Origin of the sequence: Kribbella sp. NPDC004875, assembly GCF_042873375.1 — a bacterium.
Lineage (GTDB): Bacteria > Actinomycetota > Actinomycetes > Propionibacteriales > Kribbellaceae > Kribbella.
This window is the reverse complement of the sequence record NZ_JBIALI010000007.1, coordinates 70,844-95,835: the sequence shown is the minus strand read 5'-3', so window position 1 is coordinate 95,835 and position 24,992 is coordinate 70,844. Positions and strand designations below refer to the sequence as shown.

Genomic DNA, 24,992 nt, shown 5'->3' with positions numbered 1-24,992 from the left:
AGGTCCAGACTAGATGGGGGTCACGTACGCACCTGAGATACCACCGTCCACCAGGAACGTGTTGGCGGTGATGAAGGAGGAGTCGTCGCTGGCCAGGAAGGCGACGGCGGCGGCGATCTCCTCGGGTTCGCCGAAGCGGCCCATCGGGACGTGCACGAGCCGGCGCTGCGCTCGCTCCGGGTCCTTCGCGAACAGTTCGGTCAGCAGCGGCGTGTTCACCGGGCCCGGGCAGAGCGCGTTCACCCGGATCCCCTGCCGCGCGAACTCGACGCCGAGCTCGCGACTCATCGCCAGGACGCCGCCCTTCGACGCGGAGTACGAGATCTGCGACGTCGCCGCCCCCATCACCGCGACGAACGACGCGGTGTTGATGATCGACCCCTTGCCCTGTCGTCGCATGTACGGGATCGCGGCCTTGCAGCACAGGTATACCGAGGTCAGGTTGACCTCCTGGACCTTCCGCCAGGCATCCAGTCCGGTGTCCAGGATCGACGCGTCGTCGGGCGGTGAGATGCCCGCGTTGTTGAACGCGATGTCCACGCTGCCGTAGGTGTCGAAGGCCTGCTGGAAGAGGTTCTCGACGCCGGTCGGGTCGGTGACATCGGTGGCCACGAACAGCCCGCCGACCTCGTCCGCAGCGTCCTTGCCCGCGGCCGGTTCGAGATCGCCGATCACGACGTGCGCGCCTTCCGCGGCCAACCGCCGTACCGTGGCCAGGCCGATCCCGCTCGCGCCGCCGGTCACCACTGTGACCCGGCCCTCGAGCCGCTGCGCCTTCACGTCCATTCAGTCCTCCGTGCTGATGAAGATGTTCTTGGTCTCGGTGAACGCCGCCAGCGCGTCCGGACCGAGTTCCCGGCCGAGGCCGGACTGCTTGTAGCCGCCGAACGGCGTCGAGTACCGGACCGACGAGTTGGAGTTCACCGACAGGTTCCCGGCCTCGACACCGCGGCTGACCCGGATCGCGCGACCGACGTCCCGGGTCCAGATCGAGCCGGACAGCCCGTACTCCGAGCCGTTCGCGATCCGGAGCGCGTCGGCCTCGTCCGCGAACGGCAGCACCGCGACCACCGGGCCGAAGATCTCGTCGCGGACCGCCCGCTCGCTCCCGGGCGCCAGCACGGTCGGCGGGAACCAGAACCCGGGCCCGGCCGGAGCAGTGCCCTGGAAGGCCGGGTTCTCGACGTACGACGCGACGCGCGCCCGCTGACCGGCCGAGATCAGCGGGCCCATCTCGGTCGCCGGGTCCGCCGGATCACCGACTCTGAAGTTCTTCACCGCAGGCTCCAGCAACTCCAGGAACCGGTCGTACGCCGACCGCTCGACGAGGATCCGCGACCGCGCACAGCAGTCCTGCCCGGCGTTGTCGAACACGCCGTACGGCGCCTGCGCCGCCGCCTTCTCGAGATCGGCGTCGGCGAACACGATGTTGGCCGACTTCCCGCCGAGCTCCAGCGTCACCCGCTTCACCTGGTCGGCGCAGCCCGTCATGATCTGTTTCCCGACCACGGTCGATCCCGTGAACACCACTTTCCGGACCGCCGGATGCGTGACGAAACGTTGTCCGACAACGGTTCCCTTGCCGGGCAGGACCTCGAACACGCCGGGTGGCAGGCCTGCCTCGAGGGCCAGTTCCCCGAGCCGGACCGCGGTCAGCGGCGTCAGCTCGGCCGGCTTGAGTACGACGGTGTTCCCGGCCGCGAGCGCCGGAGCGAAACCCCAGCCGGCGATCGGCATCGGAAAGTTCCACGGAACGATCACGCCGACCACGCCGAGCGGTTCCTGGAAGGTGATATCGATGCCGCCGGCCACCGGAATCTGCCGTCCGAAAAGGCGTTCCGGCGCGGCCGCGTAGTAGGTCAGCACGTCGCGGACGTTGCCGGCCTCCCAGCGGGCGTTGCCGATCGTGTGGCCGGCGTTCTCGACCTCCAGCGCGGCGAGGTGGTCCAGGTCGGCGTCGACGGCGGCGGCGAACCGGCGCAGCAGCAGGCCGCGATCCGCCGGCGTCACGGTCCGCCAGGTCTCGAAGGCTTGCGCGGCCCGCTCGATCGCCGCGTCCGCCTGCTGTTCCGAGGCGAGCTCGATCGTCCGGATCACCTTCTCGGTGGCCGGGTTGATCACGTCGTACGTCATAACGCCTTCCTGATCAGTGCGGTGAACAACCGCAGGTCATCGGGAGTCTCCTCCGGGTGCCACTGCACGCCGAGCGCGAACGCGTGGCCTGCCACCTCCGCCGCCTCGATCGTGCCGTCGCCGGCGCGGGCGGTGACCTTCAGGCTCGGCGCGACGACGTCGAGGGCCTGGTGGTGGTAGCAGCTACCCCCGGCCTGTTCGCCGAGGATCTCGGCAGTCAGCGTCGCGGGCTCGATCTTCACCTCGGTCCTGCCGAAGACCGCGGGCCCGGGCCGGTGGGCGTCGTGCGCGACGACCTCCGGGAGATGCTGGTGCAACGTGCCGCCGAGTGCGACGTTCAGGATCTGCAGGCCGCGGCAGATCGCGAGCAACGGCAGGTCCCGCTCGAGGGCGGCGCGGATCAGGACCGCCTCGTGCTCATCCCGTCCGGGCCGGGTGCCGACGGTCTCCGGGTGCGGCGCCGCGTCGTACGCGCCCGGGTCGACATCGCAGCCGCCGGCGATCACGAGTCCGTCGAGAATCTCCAGCACCGACGGATCGGTGCCGGTGGGAGGCAGCAGCAGCGGCACCCCTCCGGCCGCGACCACCGCATCGAGGTACACCTTCGGGAGCAGCGCGGCGTCCCGCTGCCAGATGCCCCAGGTCGCCGGCTCCAGGTACGTCGTGATGCCGATCCGGGGGCGCCTAGAGCCGTTCGAAACCACGGACTCGCTCCCAGTCGGTGACGGCGGCGTCGTACGCGTCCAGCTCGACGCGCGCGGCGTTCGTGTAGTGGTCGACCAGCTCGTCACCGAACGCCGTCCGGGCGAGCTTCGAGCCGGAGAACAGCGCGGCGGCCTCGCGCAACGTGGCCGGCACGTGCTCCTTGCCGGACTCGTACGCATTGCCCTCCAGCGGCGGCTCCAGCTCCAGTTCCTGCTCGATCCCGTGCAGGCCGGCGGCGACGATCGCGGCCACCGCGAGGTACGGGTTCACGTCGCCGCCGGGCAGCCGGTTCTCGACCCGCAGCGAGTCGCCGTGCCCGACCACGCGCAGCGAGCAGGTGCGGTTGTCCAGCCCCCAGGCCACCGCGGTCGGGGCGAAGCTGCCGTGCACGAATCGCTTGTAGGAGTTGATGTTCGGCGCCAGTAGGTACGTGAACTCGGACAGGCAGGCGAGCTGGCCGGCGATGAAGTGTTCCATCAGTCGCGAGAACCCGTGGTCGCGATCGCCGGCGAGCACCGGTTCGCCGTCGCCTGTGCGGAAGCTCAGGTGGATGTGGCAGGAGTTGCCCTCGCGTTCGTCGTACTTCGCCATGAACGTCAGGCTCTTGCCGTGCTTGGCGGCGATCTCCTTCGCGCCGGTCTTGTAGATCGAGTGGTTGTCGCAGGTCGCCAGCGCCTCGTCGTACCGGAAGGCGATCTCGTGCTGGCCGAGGTTGCACTCGCCCTTCGCGGACTCGACGTACAGGCCGGCGCCGGCCATGCCGTTGCGGATGTCGCGCAGCAGCGGCTCGATCCGGGAGGTGCCGAGCAGCGAGTAGTCGACGTTGTACTGGTTCGCCGGCGTGAGGTCGCGGTAGCGCTTGTCCCAGGCGGACTCGAAGGTGTCGTCGAACACGATGAATTCGAGCTCGGTCCCGACGTACGCGCGCAGGCCGCGCTCGGCGAGCCGGTCGAGCTGGGCCCGCAGGACCTGCCGCGGCGAGGCGAGTACCGGCGTACCGTCGAGCCACTGCACGTCGCACAGCACCAGCGCGGTCCCCTCGAGCCACGGCACCAGCCGGAGCGTGTCCAGGTCGGGCGCCATCACCATGTCGCCGTACCCACGGGCCCAGGACGACATCGCGTAGCCGTCCACGGTGTTCATGTCGACGTCGACGGCGAGCAGGTAGTTGCAGCTCTCGGTCCCGTGCTTCAGCACCTCTTCGAGGAAGTACCGCGCCCCGCAGCGCTTGCCCTGCAGCCGTCCCTGCATGTCCGTGATCGCCACCAGCACGGTGTCGACCTCGCCGGCCGCCACCAGCCTCCGCAACTCCTGCACATCCAGCACGGCCACTCCCGGAGTCTATTGGTCTGCTTACAGTCCATTGACTCAGCCGCGCCTGCCGCTGTCAATCCCGCCGACTCCTTGACACCCGACCACCCGGCTGCCTCAATTGCCTAAAGGTCTGGGGGGAGACCATTAGGCGCACGGCTGTGTCTAGGAGGCCCCGCAATGAGCAACGAGGACCGAACCGAGCCGACCACCAGGCCCACCACGAAGCCCACCACGATGAGCGACGACGAGTTACGCCTGCACCAGCTGGGATATGCCCAGGAACTGTCCCGGACGATGTCCGGCTGCTCGAACTTCGCGGTGTCCTTCACGATCATCTCGATCCTGTCCGGCTGCCTGACCCTGTACGGGTTCGGGATGAACACCGGCGGCCCGGTGATGATCATCTGGGGCTGGCCGATCGTCGGCCTGATGACGCTGTTCGTCGGCCTGGCGATGGCCGAGGTCTGCTCGAGCTACCCGACCGCCGGTGGCCTGTACTACTGGGCCGCGAAGCTCGCGCCCTCCAACGGCGCCGCGTGGTCGTGGTTCACCGGCTGGTTCAACTTCCTCGGGCAGGTCGCGGTGACGGCCGGCATCGACTTCGGTGCCGCGTTCTTCCTGAACGCCTTCCTCGACCTGCAGTTCGGCTTCACCGCGACACCTGGGCACACGATCCTGCTGTTCGGGATCATCCTGGTTGTGCACGGGCTGCTGAACTCGTTGGGCGTGAAGCTGGTCGCGAAGCTCAACGACATCAGCGTCTGGTGGCACATCCTCGGCGTGCTCGCGATCGTCGTGGTGCTGGTCGTGGTCCCGGACAGGCATCAGTCCGCGTCCTTCGTCTTCGGTCACTTCGTGAACAACACCGGTTGGGGCTCGACCTTCTATGTCGCACTGCTCGGCCTGCTGCTGGCGCAGTACACCTTCACCGGGTACGACGCCTCCGCGCACATGACCGAGGAGACGCAGGATGCGGCGCGGTCCGGGCCGCGCGGGATCGTGATGTCGATCCTGGTCTCGCTGGCGGCCGGCTGGGTGCTGCTGATCGGTCTCACGTTCGCGATCCAGAACTACGACGGGGCGCTTTCGAGCTCGACCGGCGTACCGCCCGCGCAGATCTTCATCGACGCCGTCGGCGCGGTGACCGGCAAGATCCTGCTGCTGGTGGTGATCGGCGCGCAGCTGTTCTGCGGGATGTCCTCGGTGACGGCGAACTCCCGGATGATCTACGCGTTCTCCCGGGACGGTGCGCTGCCCGGCTCGACGTTCTGGCACAAGATCAATCACCGCACCCGCACGCCCACCAACGCGATCTGGCTGGCCGCCGGCGGCGCGTTCGTCCTCGGCCTGCCGTACCTCTGGAACGCGACGGCGTACGCCGCGGTGACGTCGATCGCGGTGATCGGGCTCTACATCGCCTACGTGCTGCCGACCCTGCTCCGGCTGCTCCAGGGCGACCGTTTCCAGCGCGGCCCGTGGCACCTCGGCCGCTGGAGCCGTCCGATCGGCGTGATCGCGATCGTCTGGGTCTGCTTCATCACGATCCTGTTCATGCTGCCGCAGGTCAGCCCGGTGACCGGTAGCACTTTCAACTACACCCCGATCGCCGTCCTGGTGGTGCTCGGCTTCGCGGCGGCGTACTGGTTCCTCTCCGCCCGCCGCTGGTTCACCGGTCCCAAGGTCCAAGGCACCGAGGCCGAACTCGCCGCCATCGAACGCGACCTCGAAGCCATCTGACGTCGGTCGGAGACCATCCGGTGCCCCGGCACGATCGTGCCGTCGTGACTCTCGGATCTGGGCAGCAGTCGGTGACAGGATGGTGACCAGAAACTTTCCTCATGTGACACTCGCCGTGTCGAACGGCCATTGGCTGTGATAATCGGCGAAGGTAATCCTTCGAGGAGATGGATGACTGACGACGAGCTGGTCGGGCGTGCCGGGCTGGTCGAGCGTGCCACGAAGCAGCTCGAGACCAGCGGCAGCGTGCTGCTCTACGGCCCGACCGGTATCGGCAAGTCCGCGCTCGGCCGGGCGCTGGTCGCGGACCTCGGCCGGAAGGGCTGCCGGATCCTCAGCGCCGCTCCGTCGAACTCCGAGGCCGGCCTGCCGTACGTCACGCTGCTCGATCTGCTCTCCGGCCAGCTCGAGTTCGCGTGGCAGGTCCTGCCCGACCACCTCCGCCAGCCGCTCGAGGTGGCGCTGCTGAAGGCGAGTGCTCCCGACACCGTCCGGGACGAGCTTGCGGTGCGGCTCGCCGTACTGCACGTACTGCGCCGGCTCGCCGCGACCGGACCGGTCCTGCTGGTCGTCGACGACATCCAATGGGTGGATCCGTCGAGTCTCGAGGTGCTGACCTTCTGCGCCCGCCGGCTCTCCGAAGGCGTGCACCTGCTCGCCACCGAGCAGGTGGCCGACGGCGACCTGCCGATGATGGTCGAGGCGTGTCCCGAGCCGGTTCTCCAGCTCGAGGTGCCGCCGCTGACCGAGCCGGACGTCCTCGGCCTGCTCCGTCAGCGCCTGTCCAGCCCGCTCCCGGTGCGCACCGCGCGCCGGATCTTCGCCGCCAGCGCCGGCAACCCGTTCATGGCGCTGGAGCTCGGCCGGGCCGTACTGCGGCATCCGAAGAGCGTCTCGCCGAACGACCCGCTGCCGGTCTCCAGCCGGCTCAAGACCCTGCTCGGTGAACGTCTCGCCGACCTGACACCCGGCGCCCACGAGCTGCTCCTGCACGCCGCGTCGTCGCCACGCCCGACCACGAGCCAGCTCGCGCGGTCCCTCGACCGCCCGATCGACGCCGACCTGGCCGCGGCCGAGACGCTCGGCTTGATCGACATCTCCGCCGAGCGCCTCCGCTTCAGCCATCCGCTGCTCCGCGAGTTCGTGTACGCCGAAGCCACGTCGGCCGCCCGACGGCAGGCGCACGCCCGCTTGGCCGCCGTGGTCGACGAACCGGTCGAGAACGCCACACACCGGGCCCTCGCCACCCAGGCGGCCGACGCGGAGCTGGCGACAGCCATCGAGGAGGCGGCCACCGTTGCCGCCGGCCGCGGAGCCCCGGGCGCCGCGGCGACCCTGTGGCGACTGAGTGCGGACCGGACGCCGAGCACCGAGCCGGACGAACGGGCCCGCCGCCTGACCCGGGCCTCGGACGACGCGGCGGCCGCGGGTCACCTGGCCGAATCGGCCGACGTGGCGCGCCTCGCCGTACAGGCTGCGCGGACGCCGGAGACGAAGGTGCCCGCGTTGCTGCTGTGCGCGGACGCGGTGTGGCCGGAGCGCGAGCGACGTGTAGAGCTGCTGGCCGAGGCGTTCGACGCGGCCGCGGGGGATCAGCGGCTCGAGGCGCGGGTGCGGATCGAGCGCAGTCACAGTCACTACTTCGACCGCAGCCTCGACGACGCGCAGGAGGACGCCCGGATCGCCGAGGCGCTGGCGCGCGAGGCCGGTGACACCGAAGCGGTCGTCGATGCGCTGAGCGCGGCCAGTTCGGTGCTGATGGCGCGGGACGCGGGGGAGTCCGCGGACGACGTACTGCAGCAGGCTGCCGAGCTGGCGAACGGTCTGCCGCTGACCCGGACCGTGGTGAACGCGCGGCAGATGGCCGCGATGCAGGAACTGTTCCTCGGCCGCACCGACCTGGCGATCGCGGCGATCAACGCGCTGGTCGAAGAGGTCCGGGACCAGGGCGCCATGCGCTGGCTGGCGTCCGCGCTGATCTCGGCGACCGCGATCTACGAGCGCAGCGGACACGGCGCCGAGGCGCTGGCCGCCGGGCACGAGTGCTACCAGCTGATGCAGGACATCGGGGACGAGCCCGAGGTCGGTCTGATCGTCGCCAGTCGCGCCGAGTGGGCCGGTGGTACGGCGGCCGCGGGCCGGCAGCTCGCCGAGGCCGCGCTGGAACGTGTCCGCCTGGTCGGGAACGACGAGTGGACCGGCCCCGCTCTGGCCAGCCTCGGGCAGATCGGCGTACTGACCGGCGACCCGCAGCGCGCGGTGGAGGCGTTCGACGCGATCGCGGAGTCGGGCGAGGCCGCGATGCCGTACGACCCGGCGGTGATCCCGTGGCACGCGGACTACGCGGAGGCCCTGGTCGCGGCCGGGCGCCTCGACGACGCGGCCGCGCTGATCGCCGAGATCCGCACCCGCGCCGCGAACCTGGACCGCACCGTGATCGCGATCGGTCTGGACCGTGCCGAAGCGTTGCTGATCGCCAAGCAGGGCGACCCGGCCGCGGCCCTCGACCTGCTGGAGACCACGATCGCCACGGCGGGCGACCGCGTCTACCCGCTCGACCTCGCCCGCTGCGAACTCACCCGCGGCCGGGTCGCGCGGCAGGCCCGGCGCCGCTCGGTCGCGCGGACCGCGTTCCTGGACGCGATCGAGCAGTTCGAGGCGTACGGCGCGCCCGCGTGGCGGGAGGTGGCCGAGACCGAGCTCGCGCGGCTCGACGTACCGAGCCGGAGCCGGCAGCCCTCGGAGCTGACCGACAACGAGCAGCAGATCGTCTCGATGGTCCGCGACGGCTCCACGAACCGCGAGATCGCCGCGGCGCTGTACCTGTCGGTGAAGGCGGTCGAGTCCCAGCTCACCCGCCTCTACCGCCGCTTCGGCGTCGCCAACCGCACCCAGCTGCTACGGATGGTCGACCGCCCTGGTCACAATGGCTAGGTGAAGCTCGAACGCAAGCATGCTCTGATCCTGCTCGCCATCGCGGTCTGGAACGTCGTCACCTACGTGCGTTTCGTCAAAGCGCTCCTGGACACCGAAGGACGCCCGACCGGGTACTACGTCGCGCACACGATCCTGATCATCGTGAACCTGCTGATCGCGGCGCTGCTCGGCACCTGGGGTGTCCGTGCCTACAAGGCGTCGAAGGTCAGCGCCGCAGAAAACTCGAAGGTGTGACCCCGAGCAGTTTCCGGAAATGCCGCGTCAGGTGTGACTGGTCGTAGAACCCGGCCAGCGACGCCACCTCCGCGGCCGGGTACCCGTCGAGCAGGTACCGCCGCGCCAGATCGACCCGCCGCCCGGTCAGGTACCGGTGTGGTGGCATCCCGTACTCCCGGCTGAACGCGCGCACCAGATGGGCCGGATGCGCGTGCACCAGCTTCGCCGCGTCCTCCAGCGTGATCCCGTCGGCCACCCGCGAATCCAGTACGTCGCGCAGTCGCGAGGCGACCCCGGCGTCGTACCGATCGGGTGGTGCGATCACGTGGCGCCGCAGGTGTTGCCCGAGCCGCTCCTCGATCAGCGTGAGCCGGCTCTGCGCCTCGAGATCTTCCAGCCCGTCCTGCAGTACGCCGTGCAACTGGTGAATGCGGTGGCGCAGCAGCGGGTCGACGTACTCCGGCTGGTCGACGGCCGCGCCGATCAGGTGGTCGCCGAGCCGATCGGGAGCCAGGTAGAGCACCCGCTTGCGAAAGCCCTCGGGGCGGACCGAGCGCCCGTCGTGCGGCACGTGTGGTGGGAGCAGTGAGACCTGCGCCTGGGCGAGGCCGTGCTCGCGGTGATCCAGGTCGTACCGGACGGCGCCCTCGTCGACGATCAGCACCGTCCAGGCGTCGTGGGTGTGGCTCGGATAGGCATGCGACGGGAAGTGGGCATGCAGCACCTCGACGATCCCGGTCAGCCCAGGTCGCCACGCCCGGACCTCGGCGCCGACGCTCATGGTGAGAACATACGCTGCTGCCTGTGAAGGTCTACGTGAGCGCGGACATGGAAGGCGTCACCGGACTCGTCGACGCGGAGGACGTGCAGCCGCCCGGGCGGGACTACGAACGCAGCCGGGTGCTGATGACCGAGGACGTGAACGCGGCCGTCCGCGGCGCGTACGCGGCGGGTGCCACCGCCGTCCTGGTCAACGACGCGCACGGCCCGATGCGCAACCTGCTGCCGGACCTCCTCGACCCGCGGGCGCGGCTGATCAAGGGCCGCCCGAAGCCGATGGGGATGATGGAGGGACTGACGGCGGAGTACGACGCCGCGCTGTGTGTCGGTTTCCACGCGCGCGCCGGCGTGCTCGGCGTACTGAGTCACAGCTTCATGGGGCACGAGATCGAGGACATCTGGCTCGACGACCGGGTGACCGGCGAGATCGGGCTGCTCCAGGCGGCCGCCGCGGCGTACGGGGTGCCGGTCGCGCTGCTGACCGGGGACGACGCCGCGTGCGACGAGATGAAGGCCTGGGACCCGGCGGTCGCGACCGTGCCGGTCAAGTTCGCCAAGGACCGCTTCGCGGCGCAGCTCGTGCCGGTCGCCGAAGCGCAGGCGGCGATCGAGGCGGCCACCACCGAAGCCCTCGGTGACCTCACGGCGCCGGCGTCCGGCGGTGGACTGCGGACTCTCGCGGTTCGCTGGCAGTCGGCCTCGGTCGTCTCGCACCTGACCGCCATCCCGGGCGTGAGCCGGCGGGACGACCGGACGGTCGTGGTGGAGGGGGAGATGCTGCAGCTCTACCGGCTGTTCAACCTGTTCCTGCGCGTCTGTACGGCGGTTACCTCGAACCCGCCGTACTGCTGAGGACCTTCAGGAGCAGGTCGGGGCTCTCCAGCTGGGGGAGATGGCCGGTGTCGCGGAGGAGCTGGAACCGGGCACCGGGGATCGCGTCGGCATACGCCTGCCCGTAGGTGGGGTCGGCGATCCGGTCGCTGTCACCCCAGATCACGGTGGTCGGGACGGTGATCGCGGCCAGTCGGGCCTGCAGCGTGGGGTCTTCCATCGCGGAGGCGTAGACGGCGAGCGTTTCGCGGTTGGCGGCGAGCTGGGCCTGCGCCTCAGGTGGCAGCTTGCTCGGGTCGATGCGGAACGCGTCGGGGTCGTGATAGCTGAGGTCCGCAACTTCGGGCAGCGTCAGCGCGAAGAAGTCCGCGACCGGATGCCCGGCGACCTGGAGCCCGACGCCGTCCACGATCACCAACTCTCCGACTCGCGTCGCGGCTGAGTGCAGGAGGGCGAGCTCCGCCGCGATCCAGCCGCCGATCGAGTTCCCGATCACGAGCACCTCGGTCAGGTCGAGCCGGTCGAGCAGATCGGCGTACACCCGCGCCAGCCCGCGAATGGTCGTGAGGTCCTCGGGTCGCGGCGTCCCGCCGAAGCCTGGATGGGTCGGTACGACGACCCGCGCGGGCAGCTCGTCCGCGAGCCGCGCGCCGAAGCCGGCGACGGTCTGCGGACCGCCCCCACCGTGCAGCAACAGCACCGGCCGCCCGGCGCCGTACTCCTCGAACTCTGGAATAGTCATATAAGGAACCTTAGATCAGGTTCCTTATCTAAGCAATCTGATAAAGTGCGCCCGTGGAACCTTCCGTCCAGGACATCGGGATCGCCGTCAAGCGCCTGCAGTGGCGTCATCACACCGCCGCGAGCAAACGACTGGCCGAACTCGGCGTCTCGCTACCGCAGTGGGACGTGCTCCGCCGCCTCCACGAGAAGCCGGACGCCTCCCTCCACGACCTCGCCCAGCTGACCTTCCAGACCGACCAGTCGATGGGCTCCCTGGCGACCCGGATGGTCACCCGCGGCCTCCTCGAACGCGTCGAAGGCCCCGGCCGCGCCGTCCGTCACACCCTCACCCCCGAAGGCGAACGCATCCGCGAGGCCGGCGCGAAGCTCCTCGAAGACGTCCTGACCGAGTCCCTCGCCCCCCTCACCAAGCCCGAACGCGCCACCCTCCACACCCTCCTCACCAAACTCACCAACCCCTGACGCCGCGACCACCCACCACCGCCGGTTCCCGCCATGACGGCCACGAACCCGTCCTCGGTGGTCGGCGTCTTGGTCGCGTCAACGCCAACCGGGGAGATCTACTGGCCGATTCAGGTACGCAACCCTCCCCAGTAACCCATTAACACCCCAACCAGCGCGAAAGACACCCGCCCACACCCGCCCCGGCCCCGGCCCCACGGCGGCCCCAGCCCAGGCTCCACGCGGCCCCACGCCGGCCCCAGCCCGGGCCCCACGCGGCCCCACGCCGGCCCAGGCCCCACGCTCGCCCCGGCCCCACGCCTGCCTCGGCCCCACGCCTGCCTCGGCCCCACGCCTGCCTCGGCCCCACGCCTGCCTCGGCCCCACGCTCGCCCAGGCCCCACGCCTGCCCCGGCCCAACGCCGGCTCTCCCCGAGTTCCGCCTCGCGAGGTACGCCGTACCTCCGGCCGCCAGCCGCCCGTCGCCGCACGCTAATCGCGAACTGACGGGACCTAACCCAGGAACCGGTGGGTGGAGACCGGGTATTGCAGGTCCCCACCCACCAGAGCCTGTCGCCACCCACCAGACGCGGCAGGCGTACGGGCGATACCCGGTGGTGCGCCTCGAGTGGCGGTGGCGTAGGGCAAAGGCGGGGTCGGGGGTGAGTGCGGTGCGGGAGGCCGCGGAGTAGTACGCCGACCGCCGGGAAGGGGCCCCGGCCCGGTCCTTCCCGCGCCTGCGCTTCCCGCGCCCGCTTCCCGCGCCTGCGCTTCCCGCGCCCGCTGCCCGCGCCCGCTGCCCGAGCGTGCGCTGCCCGCGCCCGCTGCCCGAGCGTGCGCTGCCCGTGCCTGCGCTGCCCGAGCGTGCGCTGCCCGTGCCTGCGCTGCCCGTGCCTGCGCTGCCCGTGCCTGCGCTGCCCGAGCGTGCGCTGCCCGTGCCTGCGCTGCCCGAGCGTGCGCTGCCCGAGCGTGCGCTGCCCGAGCGTGCGCTGCCCGAGCGTGCGCTTTCCGACGTACGGCGTACCTCCCGCGCCGACCGTCGGCTGCCGCGGGCTCGTTGCGAACTGACGGGGCTTGACCCAGGAAGCGGTGGGTGGAGACCTGGTATTTCAGGTCCGCGGCCACCAGATCCTGTCCCCGCCTGCCCGCCGCGGCTCGTCGGCTGGTGGGCGGGGAGGTTTAGAACGTACAAGACCTGCGGCGGTGCGGCTCGGGACGATGGGTGGGTGGATGAGCCGATCAAGTTCGATACGAAGATTGCGGTGTTGTTGAGGGACGACCTGGCTGTGTGGCAGCGGTTGAATGTGACCGCGTTCCTGGTCAGTGGGATTGCCGGGACGCATCCCGAGGTTGTTGGCGAGCCCTACGAGGACGCGGATGGGACGCGGTACCTGCCGATGTTCCGCCAGCCGGTGATGGTGTTCGAGGGATCCAAGGAGTTCATGGCCGCCGCCCACGAGCGGGCGCTGTGGCGCGAGGTCGAGCACTCGGTGTTCACCCAGGACCTGTTCGCCACCGGCAACGACCGCGACAACCGCGCCGCGGTGAAGGCGGTCCCGACCGCCGCGCTGGACCTGGTCGGCATCGCCTTCTACGGACCCAAGAACGCCGTCGACAAGATCGTCAAGGGCGCCGCCATGCACCACTGAGGCTCCGATGACCCGCCGCGAGTGCGTCCGACATCATGCGCCACTGGACCGCGTTCGATCCGCGCACGTCACCCGGACGTTCGCGTCCCGCAGCAGGGCCAGCTGACTCGCAGCCCGAGTCAGCGCGGCGCGAACTTGGTCCAGGTGGCGCCTTCGTCCTCGCTCAGGACGACCTCGGTGGTACGGCGCTTCGGGACCTCGAAGCCGTACATCAGGTGCTCGTCACCGGCGAGGACCGCGAGGTCGCCGGGGTAGCCGCGGTCGAGTTTGGCGACGCCGTCGCGGACCCGGTAGAGGCGGGGCCGGTCGTTCGGGCGGCCGCCGAGCATCAGCGCCGTACCGTCGTCGAAGGCGAGTGGCGGCGCGTTCAGGCTCGGCGGTGGGTTGTGGACGGTTTTCCAGGTGGCCCCGCGGTCGGTGGAGATCCGCATGCCGGCGACGGTCTCGCCGTTGTCGCTGACCAGGACCGAGGTCATCACCACCGTGCGGCCGTTCGGGCTGACGGCCAGCTTGCCGAGCTGGTTGTGCCGGTCGAGCCCCTGCGTGCCCCAGGTCTTGCCGCCGTCGTCGGTCCAGGTGATGTCGGTCCGGCCGATCCCGGTCAGCATCCAGCAGCGACCGGTGTCGTCGCAGGCCGGGGAGCGGGTCCCGCGGGTGTCGAGCATCCGGACGGTCGACTCCTCCGGGTTCACCACGACGATCCGGCCCGGCACGATCCGGTCGGTGAGGATCTCGCCGGTGTGGAAGGTCGAGGTGGACAGCCGGTACCGCAGCCGGATCAGCACCGGGCCGTCGTACGTCAGCCGGAACATCATCGTCGAGTCGCCGGTCAGTGTGCCCTCGCGCGGCGGGGCGACCGCGATCGCCTCGTCGCCGGACTTCAGGGTCGCGTACGGGACCGGCCACTCGGGGGCGGTCGCGCGGGCGCCGTCGCGGTCGATGACCGCCGCGTACTTGCAGTTCGGGCCGCTGGTGCAGTCGGACCAGCCGGCCGCCCAGCGGTTCCGGGTCACCATCGTCATCGACAGCACCTGGGCCCGGTCCGCGGCCACCACCGCGGTCCCGGGGCTCCCGGCGGCGGCCGGCGCGATCGCGACCGGACCGGAGTCGGCCGCGCTGCGGTGCGCGGACAGCGTCACCGCGAGGACGACGGACGTGATCGCGGCGAGAACGCCGAGGACGAGCAGCGGCGGCATGCTGCGGGGTAGGCCACAACGCTCCAACAGCTCCACCAGCCGGCGGTACGAGCGGTCGAAGAACTCACGCAGGCGCTGCACGATCACCCCCCGGGCGCAGATGAGTCCCCGGTCAAGGGGTCAGGTCGGCGGACGAATCTTATGCGATCACCAGGTGCAACAGGGTGCGGCCCTCGGGCCGCACCGCACTCACACGCGGCGGAAGATCAGGGCCCGCTTCACTTCCTGGATGGCCTTGGTGACCTCGATGCCGCGGGGGCAGGCCTCGGTGCAGTTGAACGTGGTCCGGCAGCGCCAGACGCCTTCCTTGTCGTTCAGGATCTCCAGCCGCTGCTCGGTGCCCTCGTCCCGGCTGTCGAAGATGAACCGGTGCGCGCCGACGATCGCCTGCGGACCGAAGTACTGGCCGTCGGACCAGAACACCGGGCAGGAGGTCGTGCAGGCGGCGCACAGGATGCACTTCGTGGTGTCGTCGAACCGGTCCCGGTCGGCCTGCGACTGGATCCGCTCCCGCGTCGGCTCGTGACCGCTGGTGACCAGGAACGGCATCACCGAGCGGTACGCCTCGAAGAACGGATCCATGTCGACGACCAGGTCCTTGAGCACCGCGAGGCCCTTGATGGGCTCGACGGTGATCTCCTTGTCCGGGTTCAGGTCCTTGATCAGGGTCTTGCAGGCGAGCCGGTTGCGGCCGTTGATCCGCATCGCGTCCGAGCCGCAGACGCCGTGCGCGCAGGACCGCCGGAAGGTCAGCGTGCCGTCCTGCTCCCACTTGATCTTGTGCAGCGCGTCCAGCACCCGGTCGGTCGGCTGCAGGGTGACGGAGTACGTCTTCCACTCGGCCTCGTCGACCACCTCGGGGTTGTACCGGAGGATCTTGACCTTGACGTCCATCAGTACTTGCGCTCCATCGGCTTGTAGCGGGTCTGGACGACCGGTTTGTAGTCGAGCCGGATGTTCACGTTGCCCTCGGCATCGACCTCGCGGTACGCCATCGTGTGCCGCATGAAGTTCACGTCGTCGCGCTTGTCGTAGTCCTCGCGGAAGTGCCCGCCGCGGGACTCCTTGCGGGCCAGTGCGCCGGCCACGAGGACCTCGGCCAGGTCGATCAGGAAGCCGAGCTCCACCGCCTCGAGCAGGTCGGTGTTGAACCGCTTGCCCTTGTCCTGGACCGCGACGTTCTTGAACCGCTCCTTGAGCGCCTCGATGTCGACCAGCGCCTGCTTCAGCGAACCCTCGGTCCGGTACACCTGCGCGTTCAGGTCCATCGTGGCCTGCAGGTCGGACCGGATCGCCGCGATCCGCTCCGCACCGGTGGAGTTCCGCAGGCCCTCGACCAGTTCGACGACGTACTTCTCCGGCTCGACGGGCAGTTCCTCGAAGGACGCGGTCTCGGCGTACTCCGCGGCGGCGATCCCCGCCCGCCGGCCGAACACGTTGATGTCGAGCAGCGAGTTGGTACCCAGCCGGTTCGCGCCGTGCACCGAGACGCACGCGACCTCGCCGGCGGCGTACAGGCCCGGGATCACGTCGTCGTTGTTGGCCAGCGCCTCGCCCTTGATGTTGGTCGGGATGCCGCCCATCGCGTAGTGCGCGGTCGGGAACACCGGGATCTGCTCGGTGTACGGCTCGACCCCGAGGTAGGTCCGGGCGAACTCGGTGATGTCCGGCAGCTTCGCGTCGATGTGCGCGGGCTCCAGGTGCGTCAGGTCGAGCATCACGTACGCGCCGTCCGGACCGCAGCCGCGGCCCTCGCGGACCTCGTTCGCCATCGCGCGGGCGACCATGTCCCGCGGCGCCAGGTCCTTCACGGTCGGCGCGTAGCGCTCCATGAACCGCTCGTTGTCCTTGTTCCGCAGGATGCCGCCCTCACCACGAGCGGCCTCCGACAGCAGTACGCCGAGGCCCGCCAGGCCGGTCGGGTGGAACTGGAAGAACTCCATGTCCTCCAGCGGCAGGCCCTTGCGCCAGACGATGCCCATACCGTCGCCGGTCAGCGTGTGCGCGTTCGACGTGGTCCGGAACACCTTGCCGAAGCCACCGGACGCGAAGATCACCGACTTCGCCGAGAACACGTGCAGCTCGCCGGTGGCCAGCTCGTAGGCCACCACGCCGCTCGCCTTGCCGTCGGTCATCAGCAGGTCGAGCACGTAGTACTCGTTGAAGAACTCGACGTTCTGCTTGATGCACTGCTGGTAGAGCGTCTGCAGGATCATGTGACCGGTACGGTCGGCCGCGAAGCAGGACCGGCGGACGACGGCTTCACCGTGGTTGCGGGTGTGACCACCGAAGAAGCGCTGGTCGATCTTGCCCTCGGCCGTCCGGTTGAACGGCAGGCCCATCTTCTCCAGGTCGAGGACCGCGTCGACGGCCTCCTTGCACATCACCTCGGCCGCGTCCTGGTCGACCAGGAAGTCACCACCCTTGACCGTGTCGAAGGTGTGCCACTCCCAGTTGTCCTCCTCGACGTTGGCCAGCGCGGCGCACATGCCGCCCTGGGCCGCGCCGGTGTGCGACCGGGTCGGGTAGAGCTTGGTGAGTACGGCGGTCCGGGTCCGCTTGCTCGACTCGAGGGCCGCGCGCATTCCGGCGCCACCCGCGCCGACGATGATGACGTCGTACTGGTGCTGCTGCATCAAGATCCTTTATTTGCAGACCGACAACGTGGAGTTGGGGTCGAGGCAGGGGTCGAAGGTGAAGATCACCAGGGTGCCGAGGACAACGATCACGACCGCGGCCGTGATCAACAGCGCCTTCAGCCAGAACCGGGTCTGGTCCTTCTCGGCGTAGTCGTTGACGATCGTGCGCAGCCCGTTGGTGCCGTGCAGCATCGCCAGCCAGAGCATCAGCAGGTCCCAGACCTGCCACAGCGGGTTCGCCCACTTGCCGGCCACGAAGCCGAAGTCGAGCGCGGTGATCCCGCCGCCGAGCATCAGGTTCACGAACAGGTGCCCGAGCACCAGGATGACGAGGGCGAGCCCGGACAGCCGCATGAACAGCCAGCTGTAGAGCTCGAAGTTGGTCCGGCCCGAGCGGCTCCGGCCGCCGCCCTTCAGGTTGCGGGCGCGCGAGCTGGAGCGCGGTGCGGCAATGGCAGGAGTGGCTTCTGGCATCTCAGCCTCCGAACACGTGGGTCAGATGCCGGATCACGAACGGCACGAACAGGACGACCCAGAGCACGCCGACGCCGATCATCAGCTGCCGCTGGTAGCGCGGGCCCTTGGCCCAGAAGTCCACCAGGATCAGCCGGATGCCGTTGAACGCGTGGAACAGGATCGCGGCCACCAGTCCGACCTCGAGCAGGCCGACGACCGGGTTCTTGTAGGTGCCGATGACCTCGTTGTACGCGTGCGGCGAGACCCGCACGAGCGCGGTGTCCAGCACGTGCACCAGCAGGAAGAAGAAGATCCCGACACCGGTGATCCGGTGCGCGACCCATGACCACATGCCCTCCCGGCCACGGTAGAGCGTGCCGGCTGGTTTGCTGGGCAAACCGATCCTCCGATCGGAGTTCGGACCAGGGCCGTGGGACCGGCCCGGCCGGGCGAAAGCCAGACCGCTTCGATGCTAATCCCGTCGCACGACCGAAAATGTCCTGCCCGGTGTGAGATCGGTCGCGTCAGTGGCCCACGGGCCGGATCTCACAGTGGCCCTCGACGCGCGACCACCGGTCCGCTTGACTTCAACTGAGCTTGAAGACGTTGGCTTCGTGGCACAACGAGGTGAAGGGGAGAACACGGTGAGTTTCTGGATCTGTGCGACCTGTGCGGTCGAGCATTCCGAGCAGGTCGACGTGTGCGCGATCTGCGCCGACGAGCGGCAGTGGGTGCCTGCCGACGGGCAGCACTGGACGACGCTCGACGAGCTGGCCGCGGCCGGTACCGAGGTGACGATCGACGAGGTCGAGCCCGGCCTGTACGGCGTCCGCTCGAAGCCGCCGGTCGGCATCGGGCAGCAGTCGATGCTGGTGACAACGTCCGCCGGCAACCTGCTCTGGGACCCGATCGGTTACCTGGACGACGACGCCGTACGCCGGGTCGCCGCGCTCGGCGAGGTGGTCGCGATCATCGCCAGCCACCCGCACATGTACGGCGTCCAGGTCGAGTGGAGCCACCGGCTCGGCGACGTGCCGGTGTACGTCGCGGAGAAGGACCGCGAGTGGGTCGCCCGCCCGGACCCGGTGATCAAGACCTGGTCCGGCGAACTCACCCCACTACCCGGAGTGACCGTTCTGCAGCCCGGCGGTCATTTCCCGGGCAGCGCCGTCGTGCACTGGGCGGACGGTGCCGAGGGCAAGGGAGTGATCCTGTCCGGCGACACCATCTTCGCGAACCCGGACCGCACCTCGGTCAGCTTCATGCGCAGCTACCCGAACCGCATCCCGCTGTCCGGCGCGGTCGTCGACCGGGTCGCCCGCTCCCTCGACCCCTACGCCTACGACCGCCTCTACAACAACTTCGGCGCCTCGATCCCCGTCGACGCCAAAGCCGTCGTGCGCCGCTCCGCCGACCGCCACGCCGCCTGGGTCCGCGGCGACTACGACCACCTCACCTGAGGGGGGTGCCGGACGCCCCGTCGGGCGTCCGGCACCCGGTCATCAGGTCCGGCCGACAGCGAGCCCGTCGATCTGGACGAGCTTGCCGGTGGACGCGCTGACCAGCTTGAGGGTGCCGCTGAAGAGCGTGCTCTGGACCGGCAGCCCGAGCAGCACCTGCTTGTGGGTCGTCGGGTAGGCGAGGTTCACCGTGGTCAGGTACCTGTTCCCCGCGTAGACCGCGACCGACCCGCAGGTCGGGCATCGGGTCGCGACCAGGAAGAACCGCTTGCCCTGCACGGTCCGAGTGAGCGCCTTCCCGTACGCCGTCGTCTGCGTCGTGGTCCCGTAGTAGAACGTCGACCCGGTCGCCCGCGTCCAGCCGCTCGTTGCCAAGGACAAGGATCGGTCGTCCAGCGGCCGGGAGAAGCACCGTTCCGCACTCCACTGGCCGACGTTTCCCAACTTGTCCGTCGCCCGCACCGACACGCAGTACTCGTACCCGGCCGCGATCGCGAGGCTCATGGACGTCGACGTGGTCCTTGTCCACGGCTGTACGAAGGCGCCGTACTCCCCGGCGGACGTGGCCCGCCGGTACCGCACGTCGTACGAGGCGACGCCCTGGGCATCGGTCGCCGAAACGGCCAAGGTCGCCGTCGCGGCCACCGAGGACTGGTAGGCCGGTGCCACCATCCGCGCCACCGGCCCCTCCGCGTCGACGGTGATCGGCCGGTACGCCGTCGCGCCCGACTCGTCCGCTGTGGACGCGCGGACCATGACCACGTACTTCCCGGATCGCAGTTCGGTGCCCGTGAACGGCGAGGTACAGAGCCTCTCCGAAACGTACGATCCCTTCACCTGGCAGTAGAACCTGGTGCCTGCCGGGTAGGCGGAGCCGTCGAACGGAACGGAGATGTTCGGTCCCATCAACGCCGGTGTGGGCTTGATGGTCACCCCAGGGTGCTGCCAGGTGACGTCGGTCCGGTTCGCGTTCCGCTGTTTCGCCAGCTCGTTGAGCAGGTACGGGTCGCCGCCGTCCACCGCGAGCTGGTACAGCCGGCCGCTGGCCGTCAGCGCCAGGATCCGAGCGCTGCCTTCCCAGGCGATGGCCCGCACGTCCGAGTCGAGCGCCGGGCTCTTTCGCTCCGTCGTTCCGGCCAGGCGCACCGTCGAGCCGGCCGCGAAGGCGACGTACTGTCCATCGGCCGAGGCTCGAACCGGCCGGCCGTCCGGCACCTCGGCGGCTCCCGGCAGCGTGCTGATCCGGGCCCCGCCGGCCGTTGCCGCGATCGTAGCGAGCCGGCTCGGCGTGACGCGGTGGTCCGACACGACCAAGGTACGGGCGTCCGGCATCCAGCTCGGGCTGGACACCTGGCACGCGACCTTCAGCGGCGTGCCGCCGGTGGCCGGGAGCAGATACACGCACGGGGTGGTGTCCTCGCGTGCCTGGAACGCGATGCTGGTGCCGTCGGGCGACCAGGCCAGGTGAGTGATCGGCGTCGTGGAACTCCACAGCTTGACCGGTACGCCGACACCGTCAGGTGTCACTGTCTGCGTCCACACAGATGGCTCGGTGGTGCCGGTCACGTAGGCGAGCGTCCGCCCGTCCGGCGAGGTGGTAACGGCTTCCTTCGGCTTGACCGAGCTCGGATCCGCCGGAAACGGCACGGCGTTGCCGAAGTCGTCCGCGGCGACCAGGTCCCGGCTGTCCGGCTCGCCCTGTGTGATCACGACCTGGTCGATGGCGCGCGGGACGGCCAGGCGCGCGCTGAGCGGTCCCTCACCGACCTCGTTCACGAGCGAGACGGCGTACGCGGTCCCCGGCTCGGTGTTCGGCTCGACGAAGACGAAATCGTCGGTCGAGGCCTTCACGGGGAACCACTGCACGGTCTCCGCGCCGTTCAGGTACTTGTACAGGTTGTACCCGAGAACCGCTGTACCACCTCCGGTCTGCTGCGACCGCCAGCTCACCGTATGACCGTTGTACGTCGATCGCACGGCCACGTTCTGGGCGGCGGCCACGGAGATGCCGTACCCGGTCAGGGCGACCGTGTGCCGTCCCAAGGAGGTGGAGTCCGAGATGGTCAAGGTGTCCGAGTCCGGGCCGGTCGAGCCGGGCAGGAACTGCACGCTCACGGTGCAGGTCGCCGCGGGCGCCAACGATCGCGGGCAGTCGTGCGGAGCGTCCGGATTCATCCTGTAGGTCGTGCCTACGTGGGTCACGTCGGCTCCGGTCACCTGGACGGGATCGGTTCCCGTGTTCTTCACGACGAACGAGGCGTCCGCGATCACGCCGTACTTGACCTTGCCGTAGTCGTACTGCTCCGGTGTGACGGACAGCGCCTGGTACCCGAAGGTGCTGTGGTAGCGCAGGTCGATCGCCCGGACGACCTGACTGTTGTTGCAGTCGTACATGCGCAGACTGGCGGCGAGCGTGTCGAGCTCGAGTGCGGCGGTGTAGGCGACGGCGGTGACCGACAGGTACCCGCTCGCGGTGCAGCTCTGGTCGTCTTGGCTGAACTCGAGCTCCGACGGCGAGAGCGAGAAGTTGCCCGGGCCGGTGATGAACGCCGGGAGCCGCACCTTCATCGAGCCTGCCGACAGCGTGCGCGATCCGCCGGACGGAGCGGAGACCGTGAGCGCGTCGGAGCTCTCGTCGTGCGGCCAGGTGCCGCCGGGGTCCACGTCGAGAGCGAGCCGGTCGATGGCCCCGACGGCTGGGGTTTGTTCGGCGCGGGTGGCTGTGACCGGGGTGCTGGTGGTGGTTTCCGTGTCGGCGGTGGCGACGACGCGGTACGAGGCCGTGGTGCCCGGCGTGATGGTGTCGTCGACCCAGCTTGCGGTCGTGGCGCTCAAGGGTTCGCTGACCGCGGCCCAGTCGGCGCTGCCTTCCTTGCGCTCGACGCGGTAGCTGGTCGCGTCGACGGCGTTCCAGGTGACGCCGAGGCCGGTGCGGGTCGGGAACACCTGCGCGGTCGGGGTGGTCAGCGCGGCTTCCTCACCGAAGGCGGCGTGGGCGATGAAGGGGATCGTGACGGCTGCGAGAGCGGTGGCGAGGGCAGCACGGAACAGGGGGGTTCTGCGGACGCGTCGCAAGAGGGACTCCAGTGCAGGGGAGGCCGGCGCAACCCCGATTACGCCGGTGGGCCGGCAAGATCTACCGCGTCAGCGAGCTGGTCCGCAACCCTTGACCCTGCTTTTGCACCTTCGTGCAATCGATCGCACCACGCCGTCGCCGGACGGTCACGCAGCGATGCGGGTTTGGGCGAGTCTGGTGTGGAGGGCGAGCAGGTGGCGGATGCAGGTGGTCCAGTCGTAGAGCTCGGCGCGCTGGCGGGCGGCGGCTCGTCGGTGGGGGACCTGAGCCAGGTCGAGGACCGCGTCGGCGAGTGCGGCGGGGTTGGCCGCGGCCCAGCGGCCGCAGGATTCGTCGACGAGTTCGCGGGCGCCGCCGGTGTTGGCGGTCACCACCGGCGTACCGGCGGCCAGTGCTTCGAGGACGGCCAGGCCGAACGTTTCGCCGGGGCAGACGGACAGGGCGATGTCGGCCTCGGCGAGGTGCTTGGCCAGCGTCTGGCGGCCGTCGACGTACCCGTGGAAGGTGACGGGCGCGTCGCCGGCGATCTCGCGCAGTTCGTCGAGATGCGGACCGGTGCCGTACACGTCCATCCGCAGGTTCACGCCCCGCCGGTGCAGCTCGGCCGCCGTCGCGACCGCGAGGTGCGGGCTCTTCTCCCGGGACAGGCGGCCGGCGTGCACGAGCTTGAGTACGCCGTCGTCCGCCGGCGCACCCAGCGACGGATGGAAGGTGTCGAGGTCGACCCCTAGCGGGATCCGGACCAGTGGCGTGGTCACCTCGTCGAACTCGGCCGCCGCGTACCGGGACGTGACCACGACCGCGTCGTACGTGCGACTGAGGATCCGGTAGAGCGCCGCGACGGTGGCGACAACGTGCAGTTGGCTGGCCTTCACGCCTTCGGCGCGGCGCTGGATGCTCTCGCCGGTCCAGCGGCTGGTGCGCTGGCTGACCTCACCGAGCATCCGGCCGGGACGCAGTACGTCGTGACCGCCGAGCTGACCCGGACGCGCCGAACCCAGCGCCAGCATCGCGTCCAGACGCTCGTGGCTGAACAGCACGGTGCCGATGTCGTGCTTGCGGGCCCAGCGCGCGACCGGGAGCAACGTCGACTTGTCCGAGATCTCCACCGTCGTCGGGCGGAACTTCTTCAGTACGTCGATCACGTTCCACGGCGTGGTGATCAGCCGGTAGCCGCCGCTCACCTTCGGCGCCTTCACCCGGACCACGGTGCCGAAGTCGGTCTCCACCACGGTGTCCCGCTCGCCGGGCGTGATCACGATCCGGTCCGCGCCGGCCTCGACGTACCCCTGGCCGATCTGCTCGATCGCGGTCCGCATCCCTCCGGAGGTCGGTCCCACGAAGTTGGCCAGCTGGGCGATCCGCAGTGAGCTCATGCGACCCGCCGTACCGCTGCCGCGTCGCGAAGTACCTCGGCGTAGTGCCGGTCGACCAGGTCGTCGACGACGGCCGGCCAGGTTCGCGACTGCACACGTTCCAGCCCGCTGGCGGCCATCCGCCCGCGCGCCGTCGGGTGCTCGAGCAGCGTCTGTACGGCGCTCCGCAGCGAACCGGGCTGCCCCGGTTCGAACAACAACCCGTTCTCGCCCGGGTGGATCAGATCGAGTGGGCCGCCCGCGGCCGGGCCGACGGTCGCGACACCGGAGGCCTGCGCCTCCTGGATCGTCTGGCAGAACGTCTCGTGCTCGCCGGTGTGCACGAACACGTCCAGCCCGGCGAAGATCGACGCCAGATCGGCGCCGCGGCGCATCCCGAGAAAGGTTGCCGTTGGCAACGCGTTCTCCAGTGCGGCCCGGTCCGGGCCGTCGCCGACGATCACGATCCGGCAGTCCAGGCCGGTCAGTTCGGCGAGCCGCCGGACCTTCTTCTCCGCGGCCAGCCGGCCGACGTACCCGACGATCGGCTTGCCGTCCGGCGAGATCTCCCGTCGCCAGCTCTCGTCGCGGTGCCTGGGATCGAACAGATCCAGGTTCACGCCGCGGCCCCATCGGTAGACCCGGGGGACACCGCGCTGCACCAGCGAGTCGACGGCCGAGGTCGACGGCGCGAGCGTGCGATCGGCACGCGAGTGCGTGCGGCTCACCCAGCGCCAGATGCCGCGGTCGGCGGCGGCGTACCAGGGGTACTGACGGGCGAAACCGGCGATGTCGGTCTGGAAGATCGCGACCGTCGGGACGCCCAGCCTGCGGGCCGCGCGCAGCCCGTACGCGCCGATGATGAACGGCGAGGCGAGGTGCACGAGATCCGGCTCGAAGTCGGCCATCGCCCGCTCGATCGACGGGTCCGGCAGGCCGACGGGGTACTCCTTGTACCCCGGGGTGCGGAAGCTCCGCGCCCGCAGCACCGGGACGTCGCCGTACGTGTCGGGGCCCGGTCCGGGCGCGATGATGAGCAGCTCGTGCCCGCGGGCACGCAGCCGGTCGGCGACGTGGCGAGCCGTGTTCGCCACGCCATTGATCTGCGGCAGGAAGGTCTCGGCCACCATCACGATTCGCACATCTCGAAGGTTCCTCACCGCGCATGAACCCTGGGCGACGCTCTCGTGACACCGCGTCGATGCCCTGTCGACGGCTGCTGGGATTTGAAGTGTCCTTCAGGTTGCCGACGGGAGGCGTCCGGAGTGTGGCCAGACCAACGCCAAAGTACGGCGGCCGCCCCGGGTCGCTGTGACCGGGACG

21 protein-coding genes are annotated in these 24,992 nt (G+C 69.9%); 7 read left to right on the top strand and 14 right to left on the bottom strand.

Annotated features, from left to right (window positions below; all coding sequences use genetic code 11):
• Positions 1-9 precede the first annotated feature (9 nt).
• The 4 genes from ACFYRH_RS34785 to ACFYRH_RS34770 are packed head-to-tail and all read right to left on the bottom strand — an operon-like array spanning position 10 to position 4,170.
• Positions 10-786 carry a 3-oxoacyl-ACP reductase gene (locus ACFYRH_RS34785; RefSeq protein ID WP_387784110.1) on the bottom strand — a complete coding sequence of 259 codons (777 nt, stop codon included), beginning with the start codon at positions 784-786 and terminating at the stop codon, positions 10-12.
• The gene (locus ACFYRH_RS34780) at positions 787-2,133 is read right to left on the bottom strand and encodes an aldehyde dehydrogenase family protein (RefSeq protein WP_387784108.1); all 1,347 of its coding nucleotides are present in this window, start codon (positions 2,131-2,133) and stop codon (positions 787-789) included.
• A complete protein-coding gene (locus ACFYRH_RS34775; protein WP_387784106.1) occupies positions 2,130-2,837 on the bottom strand; it encodes a gamma-glutamyl-gamma-aminobutyrate hydrolase family protein in 708 nt (235 codons plus the stop codon). The genes ACFYRH_RS34780 and ACFYRH_RS34775 overlap by 4 nt, the downstream gene beginning before the upstream one ends.
• Positions 2,818-4,170 (bottom strand): glutamine synthetase family protein, encoded by a 1,353-nt coding sequence (locus tag ACFYRH_RS34770; RefSeq protein ID WP_387784105.1) that lies wholly within the window; start codon positions 4,168-4,170, stop codon positions 2,818-2,820. Before ACFYRH_RS34770 ends, ACFYRH_RS34775 begins: the two co-directional genes overlap by 20 nt.
• 159 nt (positions 4,171-4,329) lie before the next feature.
• Between ACFYRH_RS34770 and ACFYRH_RS34765 the strand changes: the two genes are divergently transcribed.
• From ACFYRH_RS34765 to ACFYRH_RS34755, 3 genes are all read left to right on the top strand, one after another.
• On the top strand, positions 4,330-5,889 hold the full coding sequence (locus ACFYRH_RS34765) for an amino acid permease (RefSeq protein ID WP_387784103.1): 1,560 nt from the start codon (positions 4,330-4,332) through the stop codon (positions 5,887-5,889).
• Between the two features lie 171 nt (positions 5,890-6,060).
• The gene (locus ACFYRH_RS34760; protein WP_387784101.1) at positions 6,061-8,823 is read left to right on the top strand and encodes an AAA family ATPase; all 2,763 of its coding nucleotides are present in this window, start codon (positions 6,061-6,063) and stop codon (positions 8,821-8,823) included.
• Positions 8,824-9,060 carry an SCO4848 family membrane protein gene (locus ACFYRH_RS34755; RefSeq protein ID WP_387784099.1) on the top strand — a complete coding sequence of 79 codons (237 nt, stop codon included), beginning with the start codon at positions 8,824-8,826 and terminating at the stop codon, positions 9,058-9,060.
• On the opposite strand, the gene ACFYRH_RS34750 is transcribed toward ACFYRH_RS34755, so the two are convergent.
• Positions 9,032-9,823, bottom strand: a complete 792-nt coding sequence (locus ACFYRH_RS34750) for an AraC family transcriptional regulator (protein ID WP_387784097.1) — start codon at positions 9,821-9,823, stop codon at positions 9,032-9,034. The genes ACFYRH_RS34755 and ACFYRH_RS34750 overlap by 29 nt on opposite strands.
• Positions 9,824-9,846: 23 nt before the next feature.
• Here ACFYRH_RS34750 and ACFYRH_RS34745 point away from each other — a divergent pair, with 23 nt between their 5' ends.
• A complete protein-coding gene (locus tag ACFYRH_RS34745) occupies positions 9,847-10,674 on the top strand; it encodes a M55 family metallopeptidase (RefSeq protein ID WP_387784095.1) in 828 nt (275 codons plus the stop codon).
• Here the strand turns inward: ACFYRH_RS34745 and ACFYRH_RS34740 are convergent.
• The gene (locus ACFYRH_RS34740) at positions 10,649-11,395 is read right to left on the bottom strand and encodes an alpha/beta fold hydrolase (RefSeq protein WP_387784094.1); all 747 of its coding nucleotides are present in this window, start codon (positions 11,393-11,395) and stop codon (positions 10,649-10,651) included. The two genes, ACFYRH_RS34745 and ACFYRH_RS34740, sit on opposite strands and share 26 nt — an antisense overlap.
• Positions 11,396-11,448: 53 nt before the next feature.
• On the opposite strand from ACFYRH_RS34740, the gene ACFYRH_RS34735 reads away from it, so the two are divergent.
• Both ACFYRH_RS34735 and ACFYRH_RS34730 read left to right on the top strand, forming a co-directional pair.
• On the top strand, positions 11,449-11,859 hold the full coding sequence (locus ACFYRH_RS34735) for a MarR family winged helix-turn-helix transcriptional regulator (protein ID WP_387784092.1): 411 nt from the start codon (positions 11,449-11,451) through the stop codon (positions 11,857-11,859).
• Positions 11,860-13,064: 1,205 nt separating this feature from the next.
• The gene (locus ACFYRH_RS34730; protein WP_387784091.1) at positions 13,065-13,487 is read left to right on the top strand and encodes a DUF2000 family protein; all 423 of its coding nucleotides are present in this window, start codon (positions 13,065-13,067) and stop codon (positions 13,485-13,487) included.
• 119 nt (positions 13,488-13,606) lie between these two features.
• Here ACFYRH_RS34730 and ACFYRH_RS34725 read toward each other — a convergent pair whose 3' ends face one another.
• The 5 genes from ACFYRH_RS34725 to sdhC form a co-directional block, all read right to left on the bottom strand.
• Positions 13,607-14,764: a WD40/YVTN/BNR-like repeat-containing protein gene (locus ACFYRH_RS34725; RefSeq protein ID WP_387784090.1), complete on the bottom strand. Its 1,158-nt coding sequence runs from the start codon at positions 14,762-14,764 to the stop codon at positions 13,607-13,609.
• 108 nt (positions 14,765-14,872) lie between these two features.
• The gene (locus ACFYRH_RS34720) at positions 14,873-15,577 is read right to left on the bottom strand and encodes a succinate dehydrogenase iron-sulfur subunit (RefSeq protein ID WP_387784088.1); all 705 of its coding nucleotides are present in this window, start codon (positions 15,575-15,577) and stop codon (positions 14,873-14,875) included.
• On the bottom strand, positions 15,577-17,319 hold the full coding sequence (sdhA, locus tag ACFYRH_RS34715; protein ID WP_387784087.1) for a succinate dehydrogenase flavoprotein subunit: 1,743 nt from the start codon (positions 17,317-17,319) through the stop codon (positions 15,577-15,579). Before sdhA ends, ACFYRH_RS34720 begins: the two co-directional genes overlap by 1 nt.
• 9 nt (positions 17,320-17,328) lie before the next feature.
• A complete protein-coding gene (locus tag ACFYRH_RS34710; RefSeq protein ID WP_387784085.1) occupies positions 17,329-17,796 on the bottom strand; it encodes a succinate dehydrogenase hydrophobic membrane anchor subunit in 468 nt (155 codons plus the stop codon).
• A 1-nt stretch (position 17,797) separates the two neighbouring features.
• Entirely contained in the window at positions 17,798-18,175 is a 378-nt protein-coding gene (sdhC, locus tag ACFYRH_RS34705) for a succinate dehydrogenase, cytochrome b556 subunit (RefSeq protein WP_344237808.1), read from the bottom strand.
• A gap of 247 nt (positions 18,176-18,422) precedes the next feature.
• On the opposite strand from sdhC, the gene ACFYRH_RS34700 reads away from it, so the two are divergent.
• Positions 18,423-19,238 (top strand): MBL fold metallo-hydrolase, encoded by an 816-nt coding sequence (locus tag ACFYRH_RS34700; RefSeq protein ID WP_387784083.1) that lies wholly within the window; start codon positions 18,423-18,425, stop codon positions 19,236-19,238.
• A 42-nt stretch (positions 19,239-19,280) separates the two neighbouring features.
• Here ACFYRH_RS34700 and ACFYRH_RS34695 read toward each other — a convergent pair whose 3' ends face one another.
• From ACFYRH_RS34695 to ACFYRH_RS34685, 3 genes are all read right to left on the bottom strand, one after another.
• Positions 19,281-22,313 (bottom strand): choice-of-anchor D domain-containing protein, encoded by a 3,033-nt coding sequence (locus ACFYRH_RS34695; protein ID WP_387784082.1) that lies wholly within the window; start codon positions 22,311-22,313, stop codon positions 19,281-19,283.
• Between the two features lie 147 nt (positions 22,314-22,460).
• Complete coding sequence (locus ACFYRH_RS34690) at positions 22,461-23,690, bottom strand: glycosyltransferase (protein WP_387784080.1); 1,230 nt, start codon at positions 23,688-23,690, stop codon at positions 22,461-22,463.
• On the bottom strand, positions 23,687-24,811 hold the full coding sequence (locus tag ACFYRH_RS34685) for a glycosyltransferase family 4 protein (protein WP_387784078.1): 1,125 nt from the start codon (positions 24,809-24,811) through the stop codon (positions 23,687-23,689). Before ACFYRH_RS34685 ends, ACFYRH_RS34690 begins: the two co-directional genes overlap by 4 nt.
• Positions 24,812-24,992 lie beyond the last annotated feature (181 nt).